Source organism: Erwinia sp., from assembly GCF_031978025.1.
Lineage (GTDB): Bacteria > Pseudomonadota > Gammaproteobacteria > Enterobacterales > Enterobacteriaceae > Erwinia.
Window position 1 is genome coordinate 1 of sequence record NZ_DALZCD010000065.1, and the last position, 17759, is coordinate 17759.

A 17759-nucleotide genomic window follows, 5' to 3' on the forward strand; every position below is an offset into this window, starting at 1 on the left:
GAGGCCAGCGCGGCCAGCTCGTTAGCCTGGCGAGCATTATCGGCGTTCTGCTTCACGGTAGAGGTAATCTGCTCCATCGCCGAGGCGGTCTCCTGCAGCGAGCTGGCCTGCTGCTCGGTACGCGAAGAAAGATCCATATTGCCCAGCGAAATTTCGCCAGAGGCGGTGGCAATCAGCTCGGTGCCGGAACGAACTTCGGTCACGATGCGCAGCAGGTTTTCATTCATGGTTTTCAACGCCTGCATGAGCTGACCGGTTTCATCAGTAGAATTCACGCGGATCGCCGTGCGCAGATCGCCTGCCGCCACGTTTTCAGCAATTTTGACCGCCTCGCGCAGCGGCGTAACGATAGAGCGGGTCAAAAAGTAGCCCAGCACGACGGCCAGCAGCGCTGCCAGCGAGGAAAAAATGACTGTAATGCGGGTGGCGGTAGTGCCATCAGCGACGGCGTTGGCGCCTTCAGCCTGCAGCTGCCCGGACTGCGAATCGGCAAAACGCTTGACGATATCCAGATAGGCCGTCTGTGTCGGCGTTATTTTCATCAGCGCGTAATCGGCAGCCGCCTCCTGATTGCCCGAGCGCACTAAATTAAGCAGCTCGTTTTTGGCCGATTCAAACTGCTGTGCCGCCTCTTTGACCGCCTGAATTTTTCTGATGCCGACCTCGGTGGTTTGCAGTCTGGCAATGTGTTCTATGGCCTGGTTGGTTTGCTGTGTCACGCTATCCAGCTGGCCGTAACGTTTCACATTTTTTTCCGGATGCGCCGTCTCAATAACCATCCCGCGCAGGTACTTTATCTGCTCGTTAACCCCATCGCGCGCGTCAAAGGCCAGCCTTACCTTGATGTAGCGATCGTTAACAATGCGATCCACCGCACCGTTAATGCTGCTGATTTTTACGATCGCCGTTACGCTGACCACGATTAATAGAAATATCACCAGGCCAAACGCCGCGCCGAGACGTACGCCAACTTTCAAGTCTTTTACAGATATCATCCGGGATGTTCCTTGCTGTTTAAAAAAGAGCCACTGAGGAAACCTTTAACATTACAAGGGCATTAAATCGGCACCAGAGAGGAAAACTTGACGGTGTTGTGAGCGAAATCGCGCATAAGGTAGGGTCGGGAAAGAAAAAAGCGAAGGGATTTCCCCGGCTGGTTCGCCGGGGAAACGGGCGTTTACTGAACCGGCACGATATTCAGGCTGACCAATCCGATACCGAGCTGACGGGCAGTGAAACCGGCTACCGCGCCTTCAACAGTGGTTTCTGGCGCGGCAGGTTTGAGCGTTAACAGTCGTGCCCGGGTGGGATTGTTGAGACGGATGCTGACCGTGGTGTCTCCGTGGCCCAGGTGGAACGTCTGCTCGCTATCGCCAATTTTTACGGTAAAAGGGCGTTGGCTGTTGGTGCCAAATGCGCGTGCCGTCAGGACCAGATCAAACGTTTCCGGCAGCGGTTCAAGCCAGGTAATGCTGACTTCGGGCAGCAGCCCGGCATCCGACCAGCGCCCGCCCCAGGGTTCGATATAGGAAAGACCGCTGACCTTCTGTACTTGTTTGGGCAAACCGGGCAGGGCAAACAGGATGGCCTCGGAAGAATATCTCAGGTCGTCATCGGCAACGCGCAGTCGGGTCACGGTTTGCTGATAGCGTGCCTCGCTTTGATTCCCGATTTGGCGAAAGCCAACGCGGCCCTGCGTTACGCCGGGCTTCAGCTCCCGTATCGTCGGCGGTGAGTTTAGCGTGCCGTCGGCGACGCAAAGCTGCCGGTTCAGCGCCAGTTTTTCATCCCAGACGGCGCCCATTTTATAACAGCTGTCTATCCAGACAAATTTCTCATCTGGCGAAAAATTTGCCAGCTGCTGTTTCAGCGGGGGCGCCAGGTAGACATCGAATTTCGGCTCGATTTTGTCTGGTTTAACCGAAAGCAGCAGCGGTAATTTGAAATGCACACCGGCAAAGCCGAAGGTGTTATGCACCGTATCCGTTTTATAATCGGAAATCGTTTTTGGGAAATTCCACAGCTTAATCACGTCCGGCTTCCACTCGTTTATCTTCTCTTTGATATTCAGATACGTCTCTGCAAGAGAAGCAGAAGAGAGGCTACTGCGCCCCAGGCCGATAAAATTATCCCCCCCCAGCGCATCCAGCACCGTCGCGCCGTTGTCCAGCGTGCTGCGCTTAACCGGGACGACTTTACCGTCGGGGTTATCACCGCGCAGCATAAAGAAAAGGTTGCTGCGCTCGTGCTGATTCAGGTATTTCCAGGCAGTATTGTTCATCGCCAGGTGATCGGAGCTGACCACGATTATCGTATTTTTAAACCAGGGCGTAGCGCGGATCCTCTCTATCAGCCGCGCAATATGCTGCTGGCTACAGGCGACGGCGGCGAAAGATTTGTTTTGTTTGCCTTCCCACAGGTAGCTTTTTCGCTGGCAGCTGCGTGAGATGAATCCGTCGGGATGGTGTGTGTCTACCGTCAGGGCAAACAGCGAGAAGGGTTTTCCCTGCTGCGCCAGTTCAACATATTTATCGTAGACGCTGTCCAGTACCGTATCGTCATACCAGCCCCAGTCATTACGGTAGGCGGGATCTTTCACCACGCTTTTTAGTTCGTTGAAACCATACAGATGATCGAACCCATGTGAGGAGAGAAACAGATCTTTGCCGGCAAAGCTCAGGCTGGCGCCCTGATAAAAGTAGTTTTGATAGCCTGCCGCTTTCAGGATGTCCCCCAGACAAATATTCTGCGGATAAAAGGTAGAAAGCGAGCTGGAGGCATTGCCGTCGAAAGGGGCAAAAAGCGGGATACCGCACTGCGAGGCGACCATACCCGCAATGGTATATTCCGTGCCGGGCAGCTGCTGAGTATGACTGAAATCCAGCGAGCCGGCTTTGATGGCATTGAGTTCCGGCGCAAGGTTGGGGAAGGCTTCTTCATTAAAGTAGGTGCGCTCCAGGCTCTCGGCGTAGATATAAACCAGATTAGGTTTATCGCCGCGTATCTGCGTGCCCGGCACCTTATAGTGCGCATAAAAATCGGAGTCGCCTTTGCCCAGCTGTGATTTCAGCAAATCGCTGACCTGCTGATAAGCGGGCGTGGTTTTAATTGAGGCCAGCGCCAGCACAATCGCCAGCAGACCACAGAGCTTGCTGCCGCTGCGTTTCCTGCCGTGCCGTAAAATCCGGGCGAGCAGCGCAAACAGGGCCACCAGCGCAATAACCATTCCCCCTGCCGGCAGCAAATATTTACTGACCCCGGCGCCGCTCAGACTATTGGTAAGCGTATAGATAACCGCGTCGTTGATGCCTTCGCCCGTAAAGTAATTGCTCGCGAGTAGCGAAGCGTTCAGCACGATATAAAGGCCAAGCAGTAAAATAATCGCGGAAAAACCCAGCCTGTTTTTTCTGGCTTTCCAGCTGTATAGCAGGGCAGAGGCGATGAAAAGAAGCAATGAAAGTGATTCAGATCCCATTATTTTTTATATTCTCCGAAAAAGGCAGTCCCTGTCGACATTACACGCCAATTTGTAGCGAATCTGTCAATTTAACGCAGCCGGTGAAGGCTGGCAATAACGGCTCAAAGGATAAAAATGACCGACGTCACGGCGATAAAACTTTGTCGGAGGAGGGCGTTAACTTTGGGTTTTATGCGCCAGAGGACGATCGGCGTAGGAGAGGGATAAAAATAAATTAATTAAAGATTAAGGCCTTCGCTGCCGAAAACCTGGTCAGGCTCTCATAAGCCTGGCGGGCGGCGAGTAAAAAACCGCGAACGCCACCGTCTGAGCCGGAAAAAACAGAAGGTAATGGGCCAGAGTTTTTAGCATTTCTAAAACAAACAGAGATAAGAGATTTTACAAAAGCCATTTATATCCGCTGTGCTGCCGCGTTTCGCCCCTATAATCGCGCGCAAAATTGGCTTTATGTGACGTTTTTTCTATTTTTTTCGTCCTTAATTTTCTGGCAATGCTTTACAGGGCTACATAATGTTAACAAAAATGCGCGTGTTAAGTCAGGCTGTTGGCCTGGCGCTGGTGGTGGGCGGAGCGTCTTTTGCTGCTCATGCAGAAGTAACGCTGATCAAACAGGATCCGCAGGCTGGCGATCCGCTGAGCCGTCTGAATTTCACCGTAGGCGGCAGTATTCGCCCACAGTTTAATAACCTGACCGGCGATGACGGCAAAAATGCCTACCGTCGTAATGGCTTTGACGGCGGCACTCGTTTCCGTTTTCTGGCCGATTATTACCTGTTTGATGACGTCAGCTGGGTAGGTTATTACGAGTTGGGCGTCAATATCCCGGCGCTGTTCGACTGGGACAATCATTATGCAGACAAAGCGCATGATACCAGCCGCCGTATGCTTTACACCGGTTTCCAGAGCAAGACCTGGGGTAAACTCACCTTCGGTCAGCAGAACAGCGTTTATTACGATGTGGTCGGCGCAAAAACGGATATCTGGGATTATGACATGCTGGCGCAGGCGCCAGGCAACGGTATCAATGGCGACTACGACGGCTCTTACCGTTCACGCAAAATGCTGAAGTATAAAAATACCTTCGGTAATGCGGACGTGCTGGCTTCTTATCTGTTTGCCGATAACGAATTTTTACCGGGCAACGGCCTGCGCTACAAGCGCCAGGGCGGCGGCTCGCTGGGTGTGGATTATCACCTGAGCAAAAATCTGATCTGGGGTACGGCGTGGAACTTTACCCGCGCTGATATGCGTAATCCAGGCACGGGCGACGACAAAACCTGGAATCAGAATATTTACGGCACGTCCCTGAGCTGGAAGCCGGATAACTGGACCTTCTCGTTTGGTGGTGGCTATTACCAGAACTACCTGCTGAGCACGAAAAAAGGCGTGGATAACTACTTCGCTGGCGATGCGTGGGGGATCGAATATCTGGCAGGCTACACCATTCCGGTGGGCAACTACGGTCTGAAAACCTTTATGCCTTACGTGATGGGCGACCGCCTGGAATATGTTAACGATCGTGATTACCAGCGTATCGATAACGGCGTGGGTGTGACCTTCCAGCTCGATTACGGCTTCCGTGTAGATTACGAACACGTCTTTACCTCAAGCAGCAATAACCTGGGCGACATGAACCTGGTGCGTCTGCGTTACGACTTCTGATGTTCACCATCCCCGGCGAAAGCCGGGGATGGTTCCTTCGCTACGCTATCGTCAACGTTTTAAAGCTCACCCGTCACATACTGTGCCACGCCGTTACCGAAGCTCCAGTCGCCTTTGTCATTGGTGATAAAACTGATCATGACATCGGCCGGCAAAATGCCGCAGCTTTCTTTGAATTCGCGACACAGTTCCGCCATAAAAAACTGCTTTTGTTCATCGCTGCGCGGGCTGGTAAACACCCTGACCATCACCAGGTTATCGGTACGCGTCAGGCCCAGGCCCGTATCTTCAAACACCATCTGATAACGCTTGTTTTCGTGAACAATCTGGTAGCGATCGCGTGGCGGCACGTGGAAAGCGGCCAGCACGGCACGGTGTGCAGCATCCAGCAGCGTTTTCATTTCTGATTCAGAACGGCCCTGGATAACATCAAATTGCAGTAATGGCATAGTTTCCCCTTGCTATATCCGGTGAGAGCAGTAGCGCGACAGGGTTTACTGTAGAGGCATTACCGCAGGGGAAAAAGCGCTATAGTTAAAATGATTATTTATTATAGTGAACAATCGAGATGGATATTAAAACCAATGCGCTGTGGTTACATCTTTACTGGCTAACCGTGCTGGCAGAGCAGGGCAGTTTCACCCGTGCGGCCGACCGGCTGGAAGTCAGCAAGGCGGCCATGAGTCAAAAAATCAAAGAGCTGGAACAGCAGGCGGGCGTACCGCTGGTGACCCGGACTACCCGCACCCTGCGCCTGACCAGTGCTGGCGCAAAGCTGGTCGAGGAACTGCGTGCGCCTTTTGCTCAGATAGAACAAAGTTTTTTTAGCGTGCGTGATTCAGCCGGGCCGCTACGGGGCCTGATCCGCGTTACCGCCCCGGTTGCTTTTGCCCGACAGCAGCTGGTGCCGCATATCACTGCTTTCCTGCGGCAACATCCTCAGGTTCGCGTACAGCTCGAAGTTTCCGATCGGCTGGTTTCTCTGGCCAGTGAAGGCTTCGACGTGGCCATTCGTCACAGCGATACGCTGCCCGATACGCATGTAGCGCTCCCGCTGTGCGACACGCGTGCGCTGGTTGTGGCGTCACCGGCCTATCTGAGCAAGTACGGTCAGCCGCAGACTCCGCAGGCGCTGAGCGAACATCAATGCCTGTATTATCCACGCGGCACAGAAGCGCCTCACTGGACGTTTAGTCGTGAGAACGACAGCGAAAGGGCAGTGATTAATGTTAGTGGCCCGTTTGCGACCAATAACAGCGAATCGATCAGAGATGCCGCGCTGGAAGGATTGGGTATTGCCCTGTTGCCCGACTTCAGCGCACAAAGTGCACTTGCCGACGGACGGCTGGTAGAAGTCCTGCCACAGTGGCGAACAGTAGGCGCCTTCGCGGATCGTCTCTATATTGTGCGCCCCTGGTCCGCTCAGGTTCCGCGGGCCGTAAACGGGTTTGTGCACTGGCTGCGTGATGCCTTTGATCGGCAGCGGAAGAGCGCTGTGGGCGCGTAAGCTACCTTTGTAAGCGTGACCTTAGAAAAACGCTACGGCCTGATTGCCGTTGATTGGAAGGCGAATATACACGCACCGGTTGGTAAAAATGTTGCCGCTGACGGCACGCCAAAAGCCTGCTCAGCTGGCCCGCTTCAGTGACGACGGCGCTTTGCTGGTAATAATGGGTGACGAAGAACCCGTTTAACGGCGAAGTCACCGCTCTGTGAGAGGTTACGGGACGGCGGTTTCAGCCCGGATAATGCCGACTGCCCACGAAGCTGACGGCACGCTGAGCGTGATTGCCACACCGTCCGCAGGAAGAGACTGCGAAAGGCTGAGCTATGTTACGCTTCCCTGAAAGAGAGGAGAAAAAGGGATGGAAGTAGAAAACCATAACATCAACGATATCCTGGCACCGGGGCTTAGCGTGATTTTTTGCGGCATCAATCCGGGAAAATCCTCTGCGCATACCGGGTTTCATTTCGCCCACCCGGGCAATCGTTTCTGGAAAACGATCTGGCAGGCCGGGTTTACCGAACGGCAGCTAAAGCCGGAAGAAGAGCAGCAGCTGCTGACTACGCGCTGCGGCATTACCATGCTGGTAGAAAGGCCCACCCGTGAGGCAACGGAGCTTTCCGCTGCAGAACTTCGTGACGGCGGCAAATTGCTGGTGGATAAGATAGGACAGTATCAACCCAGAGCACTGGCGGTCTTGGGTAAGCAGGCCTATAAGCAGGCTTTTGGCGTCAGTAAAGTCACGTGGGGTAAGCAGCCGCATAAGCTGGGCGAAACGGAAGTCTGGGTATTGCCCAATCCCAGCGGGCTAAACCGGGCCTCGCAGGAGGAGCTGGTAGCGGCCTATAAAGCGCTGGCGTTAGCGGTTTTTTAAAGTAGTTTCCCTCGTTGTTGCCGGAAAACTAGAACCCGCCCCAAACTGGGTTAATGGTGCCAGTACAGGGAGGAGAAGCGTGCGACGGGCGCTCTGGATCTTGCTGTTGTAGTCGGGAAAGAAAAGGCCTACCTGATGTCGGGGATGGGTGACTTCCTGCTTTCCTACCCAATAAAGGCCTCTACCCGCCGTAAAGCAAGGGAAAAGGGAGGCTAACGATGGCTCTTCAGTTGTGGCGTGCGTAACGGTGATAGCCTGTAGCCGGTTCACCTGTAGCTTGCTCTGCGGGATGCAGGTTAAACGCGGGTACAGAGGTTAGATAGCCCTTAACCTGTAACGCTGCAGGTTAGGACAAAACGCTGGCGGACGGGACGGCTGCCAACATCTGGCAGGGAAGGGCCAGACGGTTTTCCGCCTGTAAAAAAAAAGCCCCGGCCTGGGCCGGGGCTTTTTTATCACGCAGGCTGGATTAATCGTCCAGGAAGCTGCGCAGCACTTCAGAGCGGCTTGGATGACGCAGCTTACGCAGCGCTTTCGCTTCAATCTGACGGATACGCTCACGGGTAACGTCAAACTGCTTGCCGACTTCTTCCAGCGTATGGTCGGTGTTCATATCGATACCAAAACGCATACGCAGCACTTTCGCTTCACGCGCGGTCAGGCCAGCCAGCACGTCGTGAGTCGCTGAACGCAGGCTCTCGGAAGTGGCGGAGTCCAGCGGCAGCTCCAGCGTGGTATCTTCGATAAAGTCGCCCAGATGCGAATCTTCATCATCACCAATCGGCGTCTCCATGGAGATAGGCTCTTTAGCGATCTTCAGCACCTTGCGGATTTTATCTTCCGGCATCAGCATCCGTTCAGCCAGCTCTTCCGGCGTCGGCTCACGTCCCATCTCCTGCAGCATCTGGCGGGAAATACGGTTGAGCTTGTTGATGGTCTCAATCATATGCACCGGAATACGGATGGTGCGCGCCTGGTCTGCGATAGAGCGGGTGATAGCCTGACGGATCCACCAGGTCGCATAAGTAGAGAACTTATAGCCACGGCGGTATTCAAACTTATCAACGGCTTTCATCAGGCCGATGTTACCTTCCTGAATCAAATCCAGGAACTGCAGTCCACGGTTGGTGTACTTTTTAGCGATAGAGATAACCAGACGGAGGTTGGCCTCGACCATCTCTTTCTTCGCACGGCGTGCTTTCGCTTCACCGATAGACATACGGCGGTTAATGTCTTTGACCTGCTCGATCGTCAGGCCGGTCTCTTCTTCAATCTGTGCCAGCTTCATCAGGCTGCGCTGTACATCTTCCGACACGTCCTTGAGCTTTTCAGACCAGGGCTTGTTCATCGCCAGCGCGGCATTGAACCAGGTTTCGCTGGTTTCGTTGCCGGTGAACAGGGTGATAAAGTTCTTTTTCGGCATTTTACAGATTTCAACACACAGCTTCATGATGAGGCGTTCCTGAGTACGGACGCGATCCATCATGGTACGCATGTTGTTCACCAGGTAGTCAAACTGCTTTGGCACCAGGCGGAACTGTTTGAAGACGTCAGACAGGTTCTGAATCTCACTGACGGCATCGGCATGGCTGCGGCCTTTGGCCTTGATTACCGTACGCGTTTTCTCGTACTGCGTACGCAGATCGGTGAATTTTTCGCGCGCCAGTTCCGGGTCAATGCTGTTGTCATCATCAGCGCTGTCGTCGTCAGACTCTTCGTCTTCATCTTCGTCGTCGTCACGCTCTTCCTGAGAGAGTTCAGAGCCTACATGCGTAGCCGTAGGCGCAATCTCTTCTGCCGCATTAGGATCGACAAAGCCGGTAATCATATCGGAAAGGCGAGCTTCGCCAGCCTCGACGCGATCGTACTGCTCCAGCAGGTAGGTGATAGCCTCCGGATATTCGGCAACAGAACACTGCACCTGGTTGATGCCGTCTTCGATACGCTTGGCGATGTCGATTTCGCCTTCGCGCGTCAGCAGTTCAACGGTACCCATTTCGCGCATGTACATACGCACCGGATCGGTGGTGCGGCCGATTTCCGATTCAACGCTGGAGAGTACCTGAGCAGCCGCTTCGGCAGCATCTTCGTCCGTATCACTGCTGTTTTCGTTCAGCATCAGATCGTCGGCATCAGGCGCTTCTTCCACAACCTGTATGCCCATGTCGTTGATCATCTGGATGATGTCTTCGATCTGATCGGAGTCGACGATATCTTCCGGCAGATGGTCATTGACCTCGGCATAGGTCAGATAGCCTTGCTCCTTACCACGGGTGACAAGCAGCTTCAGCTGTGACTGCGGGTTTTGCTCCATAAGACGGTATCCACACTTCTGTTAAATTAGATTGGTGTTGGTCGGCTAAGTTTAAGCAGCCAACAATAACAGTGAGGGCGTTGGATTATTGCCGCTGCCCATCGTGGCGGCTGCCAGGCTCAACCTGGCGGATAGTCGGCACTTAAGCCGCGGATATGCTGTCAGAAGCTATTTTTTACTGCCCGTTTGCACGCGGTAGCCTGTCAACGGGCGGCGACGATATACGCTTCATCATATTGTCCATCGTCGCGGTTAAATCGGTTCAGGACTGTTTTTTCAAGGCCTGACTTAGCGTCCAGAATTCACGACGCTCTTCGGCATTCAGGCCATGCGTCCGGTCGCGCGCAATCAGCTCTTCCAGCCTGCGCTCCAGCGCCGCGTCATACATGCTGGCCAGTGAGTCCTTGAACATGGTTTCCACTTCATCCTCAACTATCATGTGGTTCCATGTTGCCAGCGTTTCAAGGCTTTGGCTAAATTTTGTCCCGCGATAGAGCTCCAGGAGCTGACCGGTGGTCAGGCCAGGATGCGCCACGCAAGTACTCACTAACTCCACAAATAGCGGAAATCCCGGCAGCTCTGAATTATTCAGGCCTTCCAGTGAAGGCACCATCGTCGCCAGTGCCGGGTTTTGGATCAGTAATCCAATCAGTATACGCATGGTTGTGCGTTTTAGCTGGGGCTGTTGCGTCAACTTCGCGCTTTCGCTCTGTTTCGGCAGCAGTTTTTCCAACTGGCTATCGTCCAGAATACCCAGCTTATTGCCCAGCTCCTGACGCAGATAAATACGCAGGGTTTCACCCGGCACCTGACTAATCAGCGGTAGCGCCAGCGTGCTCAGCTGGGCTCTGCCATCCGGAGACCGCAGATCCACCTGTGGCATCAGCGTATCGAAGAGGAAAGCGGAGAGCGGCATCGCCTGCTCCATCCGCGCCTCAAACGCGTCTTTGCCTTCTTTCCGCACCAGCGTATCGGGATCTTCGCCGTCGGGCAGAAACATAAAGCGTAGCTGACGTCCGTCATTCATGTAAGGCAATGCGGTTTCTAAAGCACGCCATGCCGCTTCCCGACCCGCCCGGTCGCCGTCATAGCAGCAAATGACCGTATCGGTGGTGCGGAAAAGAAGTTGGATATGCTCGGGCGTAGTCGATGTCCCCAGCGACGCGACGGCATAATCAATACCAAACTGCGCCAGCGCCACCACGTCCATATAGCCTTCTACCACCAAAAGCTTGGCAGGCTCGGGGTGTTTCTTTTGCGCTTCATACAGGCCATACAGCTGGCGGCCTTTATGAAAAATGTCGGTTTCCGGCGAGTTGAGGTATTTAGGCAGTGCATCGCCAACAACACGCCCCCCAAACCCGATAACGCGTCCACGCTTATCGTGGATAGGAAACATAATGCGTTCACGAAAACGATCGTAGCTGCGTCCCTGATCGTTGGTAACCAGCATACCGGCATCGCTTAGCGACTGCTTGTCTTCCTGGTTACGACCAAAGCGTTTTAACGCGTTATCCCAACCAGCAGGTGCAAAGCCGATCGAAAAATGCCGGATAACGTCATCGCTAAGACCACGTTGGGTAAGATAATCGCGCGCGCCCGCTGCCGCATTTTGCGTAAGCGATTGCTGATAGAAATCATTCAGACTGCCCATCAGCTGATAAAGACTCTGTCGCTGATGACGCTCTAACTGACTGGGGCCATTACCGCTTTCATAAGGCACTTCGAGGCCGTAAAGCGTGGCCAGCTCTTCAATGCTTTCGACGAACTCCAGCCGATCGTAATTCATTAAGAAATCGATCGCATTACCGTGTGCGCCACAGCCGAAGCAGTGGTAAAACTGTTTTTCACCGTTGACGGTAAAAGAAGGCGTCTTTTCGTTATGAAAGGGACAGCACGCGTGATAGTTCTTGCCCTGCTTCTTTAGCTTTACGCGCGCATCGATAAGATCCACGATGTCCGTGCGAGCCAGCAAGTCATTGATAAATACGCGTGGAATTCGTCCAGCCATAGGCCTATCAGCTCATAAACGAGAACAAGCCGCGCATTCCTTTCGGAAAGCACGGCCTTGTATACTACTACTTGTCTGTGAAGCCTGAGGGCAAGCCCTCAATAATTAGTACAGACGAGTGCGGCGTGCGTTTTCGCGAGCCAGTTTCTTCGCGTGGCGTTTCACAGCAGAAGCTTTAGCGCGCTTACGTTCGGTAGTAGGTTTTTCATAAAACTCACGACGACGAACTTCAGCCAGAACGCCTGCTTTCTCGCAAGAACGCTTGAAGCGACGCAGTGCTACGTCAAATGGCTCGTTTTCACGTACTTTAATTACCGGCATGTAACTCTCACCTCGATAAATTCGGTTTTGTTGCTGACGTCGGTGCCAGCTTGTTTCAAAATGGTGCGGAATTTTACTCCAACACAGGCTGCGTTGTAAAGCACCATAGCATAATGTCTCACCAACAGATGCGCCTGTGCGGCTGCCGGTTTTTTCAGGGCAGGGATTATACCTTACTCAAACAGGCGAGGCGATGAAATTTTCTGCTTATCATTCAGCGTCATTAGCGGTTAGTGCGGAAATTTGCCGCAGGGCGAAGCGGCTTCATGTTACACTGCGCGCCGCAAGAATGAGGTAAATGCCATGCGTGTGCTCGGAATAGAAACTTCCTGCGATGAAACCGGTATCGCGATTTACGACGATAAAGCCGGATTGCTCGCTAACCAACTTTACAGCCAGGTCAAACTGCACGCCGACTACGGCGGCGTGGTGCCGGAACTGGCTTCGCGCGATCACGTGCGTAAAACCGTGCCGTTAATTCAGGCCGCCTTAAAAGAGGCCGGTCTGCAGGCGCAAGATATTGATGCGGTAGCCTATACCGCCGGGCCGGGCCTGGTCGGGGCGCTGCTGGTCGGGGCCACAATTGGCCGTTCACTGGCTTTTGCCTGGAACGTGCCGGCGGTGCCGGTCCACCACATGGAAGGACACTTGCTGGCGCCAATGCTCGAAGAGAACCCGCCCGCGTTTCCTTTTGTGGCGCTGCTGGTTTCCGGCGGCCACACGCAGCTGATTAGCGTCACCGGCATCGGCGAATACCAGTTGCTGGGCGAATCCGTGGATGATGCGGCAGGCGAAGCCTTCGATAAAACGGCCAAGCTGCTCGGGCTGGACTATCCGGGTGGCCCGATGCTGTCGAAAATGGCGCAGCAGGGCGTGGAAAAGCGCTTTATCTTCCCGCGCCCTATGACCGACAGGCCGGGGCTGGATTTCAGCTTTTCGGGTCTGAAAACATTTGCCGCGAATACCATTCGTGAAAATGCTAACGACGATCGGACGCGTGCAGATGTGGCCCGTGCATTTGAAGATGCGGTGGTGGATACGCTGATTATTAAATGCAGGCGCGCGCTGGAGCAAACCGGCTTTACCCGGCTGGTGATGGCGGGCGGCGTCAGCGCGAACCGTACGCTGCGGGCCAAAATGGCGGATGTCATGCGGGCGCGTGGCGGCGAAGTCTTCTATGCCAGGCCTGAATTCTGCACCGATAACGGCGCTATGATCGCCTATGCGGGCATGGTGAGGCTCAAGGGTGGGACGCGTAGCGATCTCAGCGTCAGCGTCCGTCCGCGTTGGCCGCTGGCAGAACTCTCGCCGCTGCAAAGCGACTAAAATAAAGCGCCATTGCTGACGGCAATGGCGCCCGGCCTGTTATCAGCTAGTTGCTTAGCAGGCCCTTCAACCAGCCGCCGATCAAAGGAATACCGGCAATAACGCTTTCGATCGCCCCTCCAGCCTGACTACCCAATGTTGAACCAACATCTTTGCCCTGATTGGGAAAAAGCGTGCCTGCACTCACCTTACCGATAAGCGGCAGCTCCACATCTACATTAGCGACCAAGCCATACAGGCTGCTGCCAACAGCGCTGCCTGTGTCGCTAAGCGTATCCTGAATATAGCCCGCTCCGCTGGCCTGCGTGACTTCCTGCTCTGTTAATTCTTTCATCACATCTCCTTGTGATAAATGAACCCACAATGTGTAAGTGGGGTCATCGTTTTAATGAATCAACACTAAGGCGTAATGCTATTTTATTAAAATTAACAACAATTTATCTGAATTTACTTGCGCTTTTTCTTCCAGATTTTTGTTTCCTGACCACGCCAGAGGCGCTGAATATTATCGTGGTGGCGCAGCAGCACCAGGCAGGAAAGCATCGCGACCGGGAAGGTCAGCTGGGGTTTAAACCACCAGACATAAAACGGGGCGATCAGCGCGCTGATAATGGCGCCCAGCGACGAATAGCCGCTTAGCAGCACGGTTAGCAGCCAGGTGCCGGTCATCAGGCCCGTTAAATCCCAGCCGATCGGCGCGATGGCGCCAAACGCCGTCGCCACGCCTTTTCCGCCTTTAAACTGGAAGAAAACCGGGTAAATATGGCCCAGACAGGCCGCGATAGCGATCATGCCCAGCCAGAAAGGAGAAAGGCCGTAATGCCACGCCAGCCATACCGGCAACATGCCTTTCAGGATATCAAACAGCAGGACGAACAGCGCAGGCGTTTTACCGCCGAGACGCAACACGTTAGTGGTGCCGGGGTTGCCGGATCCATGCTGCCGCGGGTCGGGTAATCTGAACAGTCGGCATACCAGAATTGCGCTGGAAATGGAGCCGCACAGATACGCGAAAATAATCATACCAGGCGCGAATACACTCATAACACCGTTCCGTCTTCAGGGGGTCGTTTTGTTCTCGTCATCCGTGGATAATACGCATAATCCGTCGGAAGTGGTATCCGGCAACCGTAAAAACAGAGACTCGCATCATGGATATTGTATTTATTGAACAGCTGTCCGTTATCACAACTATAGGCGTTTACGACTGGGAACAGACGATTTCGCAAAAGCTGGTGTTCGATGTCGAAATGGCCTGGGACAACCGAAAAGCAGCGGCCAGTGACGATGTTAACGACTGCCTGAGCTATGCAGACGTTTCTGAAGCGATTATCAACCATGTCGCAGGCGGCCGCTTTGCGCTGGTAGAGCGCGTGGCGGAAGAGGTTGCCACGCTGTTGCTGACGCGTTTTCAGTCGCCCTGGGTACGGATAAAACTCAGCAAGCCGGGCGCCGTAGCGCAGGCGTTTCAGGTTGGCGTCATCATTGAACGAGGGACTATTCCGAAATAAACGCAATGTGATTGCCATCACGATGAAACCAAACCACATTATGGGGGTCTTGAGGATTAGCCCGCCTTTCTGCGGGCACAATTTTGGCGGTGGCGTACAGCGACCGCCTTTTTAATGGCTTTGATACGGATAGGGGTAGATTTGATGGCAGATATTCATCAGCTATGGGTGGCAGCAATCCTTGGGATTGTTGAGGGGTTAACGGAGTTTCTCCCCGTCTCTTCCACCGGGCACATGATCATTGTCGGTCATCTGTTAGGCTTTGAGGGTGATAAAGCCGATACGTTTGAAGTAGTTATCCAGCTGGGTTCCATTCTGGCCGTGGTGGTTATGTTCTGGCGTCGTCTGTTTGGTCTGATTGGCATCCACTTTGGCAAAGTGCCGCACGAGGGGACAGGGAAAGGGCACCTGACGCTGATCCATATCCTGCTGGGTATGGTACCTGCCGTGGTAATTGGCCTGCTTTTCCACGATAAAATTAAAACGCTGTTTAACCCTATTAACGTGATGTATGCGCTGGTTGTCGGCGGTCTGCTGCTGCTGGCGGCAGAATATCTGAAACCCAAACAGCCTAAAGCCGTCGGGATTGATGATATGACTTACCGTCAGGCCTTTATCATCGGCTGTTTCCAGTGTCTTGCGCTGTGGCCGGGCTTTTCTCGTTCCGGTGCGACCATTTCCGGTGGGATGCTGATGGGCGTGAGTCGTTACGCGGCTTCCGAGTTCTCGTTTATCCTTGCTGTGCCGATGATGATGGGCGCGACGGTGTTGGATCTTTATAAGAGCCTGGGCTTCCTGACGATGGCTGATATGCCTATGTTTGCCGTAGGTTTCCTGACGGCCTTCGTGGTAGCGCTGATCGCTATCAAGGTGTTCCTGAAACTGATCCAGCGTATCTCGTTCGTTCCTTTCGCTATCTACCGCTTCATTATTGCTGCTGCGGTCTACATGATTTTTGTCTAGTCAAAAAAGCCGGACTGTCGTCCGGCTTCTTTTTATAACGGCTCTGCCCGCCACGCTTCCAGTGCAGCAATACGCCTTCGCGTTAATTCTTCCCTGACTTCCGCCCCTTTGTACCCCGCCGCGACCACTTCTTTCGTTGGAACGCTCTGCACAATTTCAAATGCCTTACGCAAATGATCGCCCTGCGGATAAGGGTTGCGCTCAAATCCGGTACGGCCACGGGCGTCGGCTTCACTGGTTAGCGCAATTTGCTCCACGCGATGGGGTTTGCGCCAGGCATCAATACGATCGAAAAGGGCCACCAGCGTTTCCGGGCTTTGCCGCTCAACGGTATGGACCAAATCGTGGAACTCCGTCACCAGCAGGGCCAGATCGCGCAGGGCGTTAGGCACGCGCAGGCGCTGGCAAAGCTGCTCTACCAGCGGGACGCCAGCCAGCCCGTGACCATGATGGCTGGGCCATTTTTCCGGGGGCGTCAGCGCCTTACCGACATCATGAAACAGCGTGGCGAAACGCACGTCTACTTCATCGCTCAGCTCGGCGGCAATCGCCAGCGTCATCAGCGTATGCACGCCGGTATCGATTTCCGGATGCCATTTGGCCGGAGCCGGCACGCCGTAAAGGTTATCCAGTTCCGGAAAAAGCACGGCGAGCGCACCGCAATCGCGCAGTACCTGGAAATAAACCTGAGGCATGCGTGTCTCCAACGCCTTTTCCGTCTCTTTCCAGACGCGCTCGGGCGTCAGCTCGCTCAGCTCACCGCTTTCCGCCATCGAACGCATTAAAGCCAGTGTCTCTTCGGCAATAACGAAGCCAAGGTGAGCAAAGCGCGCGGCAAAGCGTGCCACGCGCAACACGCGCAACGGATCTTCATTAAATGCGGCTGATACATGACGTAGCTGACGACGGGCAATATCGGCACGGCCGTTGTAGGGATCGTAATAACGTCCCTCGTCGTCCTGAGCGATAGCGTTAATGGTGAGGTCGCGGCGCTGCAAATCTTCTTCGAGCGTCACGTCTGGCGCGGCGTAACAGATAAACCCCGTATAGCCGCTGCCGTTTTTGCGCTCGGTGCGCGCCAGCGCGTATTCCTGCTGCGTTTCAGGATGGAGAAAAACGGGAAAGTCACGGCCGACCTGCTGAAAACCAAGCGCCAGCATCTCGGCAGGTGAAGCCCCTACCACCACCCAATCTTTGTCTTTGACCGGCAAATTTAACAGGGCATCGCGTACCGCGCCACCGACAAGGTAACTCTTCACTACAGGCTCCCGGAATGAAATTTTCAGGCATCATACGTGAAGTGTAGAAGCTCTCCTACCGTTGTGAAGCGCCTGGTCTGCGGACAAAAAGAGGAGAAGGGCACCGGAAGATGCCCGACAGCGTATCAGCTCATCCAGCGATCTTTTTTCTTGCGGCTGGGGATCATGTGCGGCAACAGCAGGCCCAGCAGCAGACCGATACCGGCTACGCCGCCGCCATACATAAACCACTGCATAATGATGGTGCGCTGCTTGTCATCAAGCTGGACGTTAGCCGCGCTGACTTTTTTCTGCGCCACAATCAGCTCGTTTTTAAGCTTCTGGTTGTCCGCTTTCAGGCCGTTGATCACGTCATCGCTGCCCGCAACTTTCTTCTGCATTTGCGCCGTGCGCTGGTTCCAGCTGCCGTCGATATTAGCCAGCTTATCGGTTAAATCTTTTACCTGCTGCTCCAGCTGAGGAACGCGAGTGCGCAGGCTGGGTTGCTGACTTAGCTGCGCAAGAGGGATCCATGAGGTGCGGCCGTTAGCATCCCG

Annotated in this window: 17 protein-coding genes; 6 read left to right on the plus strand and 11 right to left on the minus strand. The window is 54.1% G+C overall.

Annotated features, from left to right (window positions below):
- From RTK32_RS07310 to RTK32_RS07320, 3 genes are all read right to left on the minus strand, one after another.
- On the minus strand, nt 1–995 hold a 995-nt coding region (locus RTK32_RS07310), incomplete at its 3' end, for an MCP four helix bundle domain-containing protein (protein ID WP_312042808.1).
- A gap of 182 nt (nt 996–1177) precedes the next feature.
- The gene (gene opgB, locus RTK32_RS07315; protein ID WP_312042809.1) at nt 1178–3475 is read right to left on the minus strand and encodes a phosphatidylglycerol--membrane-oligosaccharide glycerophosphotransferase; all 2298 of its coding nucleotides are present in this window, start codon (nt 3473–3475) and stop codon (nt 1178–1180) included.
- Nucleotides 3476–3692: 217 nt separating this feature from the next.
- A complete protein-coding gene (locus RTK32_RS07320) occupies nt 3693–3869 on the minus strand; it encodes a hypothetical protein (RefSeq protein WP_312042810.1) in 177 nt (58 codons plus the stop codon).
- A gap of 119 nt (nt 3870–3988) precedes the next feature.
- Here RTK32_RS07320 and RTK32_RS07325 point away from each other — a divergent pair, with 119 nt between their 5' ends.
- Nucleotides 3989–5140 (plus strand): porin, encoded by a 1152-nt coding sequence (locus RTK32_RS07325; protein WP_312042811.1) that lies wholly within the window; start codon nt 3989–3991, stop codon nt 5138–5140.
- A gap of 59 nt (nt 5141–5199) precedes the next feature.
- On the opposite strand, the gene RTK32_RS07330 is transcribed toward RTK32_RS07325, so the two are convergent.
- Nucleotides 5200–5589 (minus strand): tautomerase family protein, encoded by a 390-nt coding sequence (locus tag RTK32_RS07330; protein ID WP_312042812.1) that lies wholly within the window; start codon nt 5587–5589, stop codon nt 5200–5202.
- A 119-nt stretch (nt 5590–5708) separates the two neighbouring features.
- On the opposite strand from RTK32_RS07330, the gene RTK32_RS07335 reads away from it, so the two are divergent.
- Entirely contained in the window at nt 5709–6647 is a 939-nt protein-coding gene (locus RTK32_RS07335) for a LysR substrate-binding domain-containing protein (RefSeq protein ID WP_312042813.1), read from the plus strand.
- Between the two features lie 358 nt (nt 6648–7005).
- Nucleotides 7006–7518, plus strand: coding sequence for a G/U mismatch-specific DNA glycosylase (gene mug / locus RTK32_RS07340; protein WP_312042814.1), 513 nt, complete (start codon nt 7006–7008; stop codon nt 7516–7518).
- A 469-nt stretch (nt 7519–7987) separates the two neighbouring features.
- On the opposite strand, the gene rpoD is transcribed toward mug, so the two are convergent.
- The 3 genes from rpoD to rpsU all read right to left on the minus strand — a co-directional run bounded on the left by rpoD (nt 7988) and on the right by rpsU (nt 12164).
- On the minus strand, nt 7988–9832 hold the full coding sequence (rpoD, locus tag RTK32_RS07345; protein ID WP_312042815.1) for an RNA polymerase sigma factor RpoD: 1845 nt from the start codon (nt 9830–9832) through the stop codon (nt 7988–7990).
- A gap of 262 nt (nt 9833–10094) precedes the next feature.
- Nucleotides 10095–11843: a DNA primase gene (dnaG, locus tag RTK32_RS07350; protein WP_312042816.1), complete on the minus strand. Its 1749-nt coding sequence runs from the start codon at nt 11841–11843 to the stop codon at nt 10095–10097.
- A gap of 105 nt (nt 11844–11948) precedes the next feature.
- On the minus strand, nt 11949–12164 hold the full coding sequence (rpsU, locus tag RTK32_RS07355; protein WP_001144069.1) for a 30S ribosomal protein S21: 216 nt from the start codon (nt 12162–12164) through the stop codon (nt 11949–11951).
- A gap of 303 nt (nt 12165–12467) precedes the next feature.
- On the opposite strand from rpsU, the gene tsaD reads away from it, so the two are divergent.
- Nucleotides 12468–13490: a tRNA (adenosine(37)-N6)-threonylcarbamoyltransferase complex transferase subunit TsaD gene (gene tsaD / locus RTK32_RS07360; protein WP_312042817.1), complete on the plus strand. Its 1023-nt coding sequence runs from the start codon at nt 12468–12470 to the stop codon at nt 13488–13490.
- Nucleotides 13491–13536: 46 nt separating this feature from the next.
- Here the strand turns inward: tsaD and RTK32_RS07365 are convergent, their stop codons facing one another.
- Both RTK32_RS07365 and plsY read right to left on the minus strand, forming a co-directional pair.
- Nucleotides 13537–13824 (minus strand): hypothetical protein, encoded by a 288-nt coding sequence (locus RTK32_RS07365; RefSeq protein ID WP_312042818.1) that lies wholly within the window; start codon nt 13822–13824, stop codon nt 13537–13539.
- Between the two features lie 113 nt (nt 13825–13937).
- Nucleotides 13938–14534 (minus strand): glycerol-3-phosphate 1-O-acyltransferase PlsY, encoded by a 597-nt coding sequence (plsY, locus tag RTK32_RS07370; protein ID WP_312042819.1) that lies wholly within the window; start codon nt 14532–14534, stop codon nt 13938–13940.
- 107 nt (nt 14535–14641) lie between these two features.
- On the opposite strand from plsY, the gene folB reads away from it, so the two are divergent.
- Nucleotides 14642–15001 carry a bifunctional dihydroneopterin aldolase/7,8-dihydroneopterin epimerase gene (gene folB, locus RTK32_RS07375; protein ID WP_312042820.1) on the plus strand — a complete coding sequence of 120 codons (360 nt, stop codon included), beginning with the start codon at nt 14642–14644 and terminating at the stop codon, nt 14999–15001.
- A 144-nt stretch (nt 15002–15145) separates the two neighbouring features.
- On the plus strand, nt 15146–15964 hold the full coding sequence (gene bacA / locus RTK32_RS07380; RefSeq protein WP_312042821.1) for an undecaprenyl-diphosphate phosphatase: 819 nt from the start codon (nt 15146–15148) through the stop codon (nt 15962–15964).
- Between the two features lie 32 nt (nt 15965–15996).
- Here the strand turns inward: bacA and RTK32_RS07385 are convergent, their stop codons facing one another.
- Both RTK32_RS07385 and RTK32_RS07390 read right to left on the minus strand, forming a co-directional pair.
- Nucleotides 15997–17223, minus strand: a complete 1227-nt coding sequence (locus RTK32_RS07385) for a multifunctional CCA addition/repair protein (RefSeq protein ID WP_312042822.1) — start codon at nt 17221–17223, stop codon at nt 15997–15999.
- A gap of 125 nt (nt 17224–17348) precedes the next feature.
- The coding region (locus tag RTK32_RS07390) for a TIGR04211 family SH3 domain-containing protein (protein ID WP_312042823.1) at nt 17349–17759 on the minus strand (411 nt) is incomplete at its 5' end.

What these genes read in the sequence shown, in the direction of transcription:
- opgB (WP_312042809.1), bottom strand. Translation starts at nt 3,475, where the DNA reads ATGGGATCTGAATCACTTTCATTGCTTCTTTTCATCGCCTCTGCCCTG.
- RTK32_RS07320 (WP_312042810.1), bottom strand. Translation starts at nt 3,869, where the DNA reads ATGGCTTTTGTAAAATCTCTTATCTCTGTTTGTTTTAGAAATGCTAAA.
- RTK32_RS07325 (WP_312042811.1), top strand. Translation starts at nt 3,989, where the DNA reads ATGTTAACAAAAATGCGCGTGTTAAGTCAGGCTGTTGGCCTGGCGCTG.
- RTK32_RS07330 (WP_312042812.1), bottom strand. Translation starts at nt 5,589, where the DNA reads ATGCCATTACTGCAATTTGATGTTATCCAGGGCCGTTCTGAATCAGAA.
- RTK32_RS07335 (WP_312042813.1), top strand. Translation starts at nt 5,709, where the DNA reads ATGGATATTAAAACCAATGCGCTGTGGTTACATCTTTACTGGCTAACC.
- mug (WP_312042814.1), top strand. Translation starts at nt 7,006, where the DNA reads ATGGAAGTAGAAAACCATAACATCAACGATATCCTGGCACCGGGGCTT.
- rpoD (WP_312042815.1), bottom strand. Translation starts at nt 9,832, where the DNA reads ATGGAGCAAAACCCGCAGTCACAGCTGAAGCTGCTTGTCACCCGTGGT.
- dnaG (WP_312042816.1), bottom strand. Translation starts at nt 11,843, where the DNA reads ATGGCTGGACGAATTCCACGCGTATTTATCAATGACTTGCTGGCTCGC.
- rpsU (WP_001144069.1), bottom strand. Translation starts at nt 12,164, where the DNA reads ATGCCGGTAATTAAAGTACGTGAAAACGAGCCATTTGACGTAGCACTG.
- tsaD (WP_312042817.1), top strand. Translation starts at nt 12,468, where the DNA reads ATGCGTGTGCTCGGAATAGAAACTTCCTGCGATGAAACCGGTATCGCG.
- RTK32_RS07365 (WP_312042818.1), bottom strand. Translation starts at nt 13,824, where the DNA reads ATGAAAGAATTAACAGAGCAGGAAGTCACGCAGGCCAGCGGAGCGGGC.
- plsY (WP_312042819.1), bottom strand. Translation starts at nt 14,534, where the DNA reads ATGAGTGTATTCGCGCCTGGTATGATTATTTTCGCGTATCTGTGCGGC.
- folB (WP_312042820.1), top strand. Translation starts at nt 14,642, where the DNA reads ATGGATATTGTATTTATTGAACAGCTGTCCGTTATCACAACTATAGGC.
- bacA (WP_312042821.1), top strand. Translation starts at nt 15,146, where the DNA reads ATGGCAGATATTCATCAGCTATGGGTGGCAGCAATCCTTGGGATTGTT.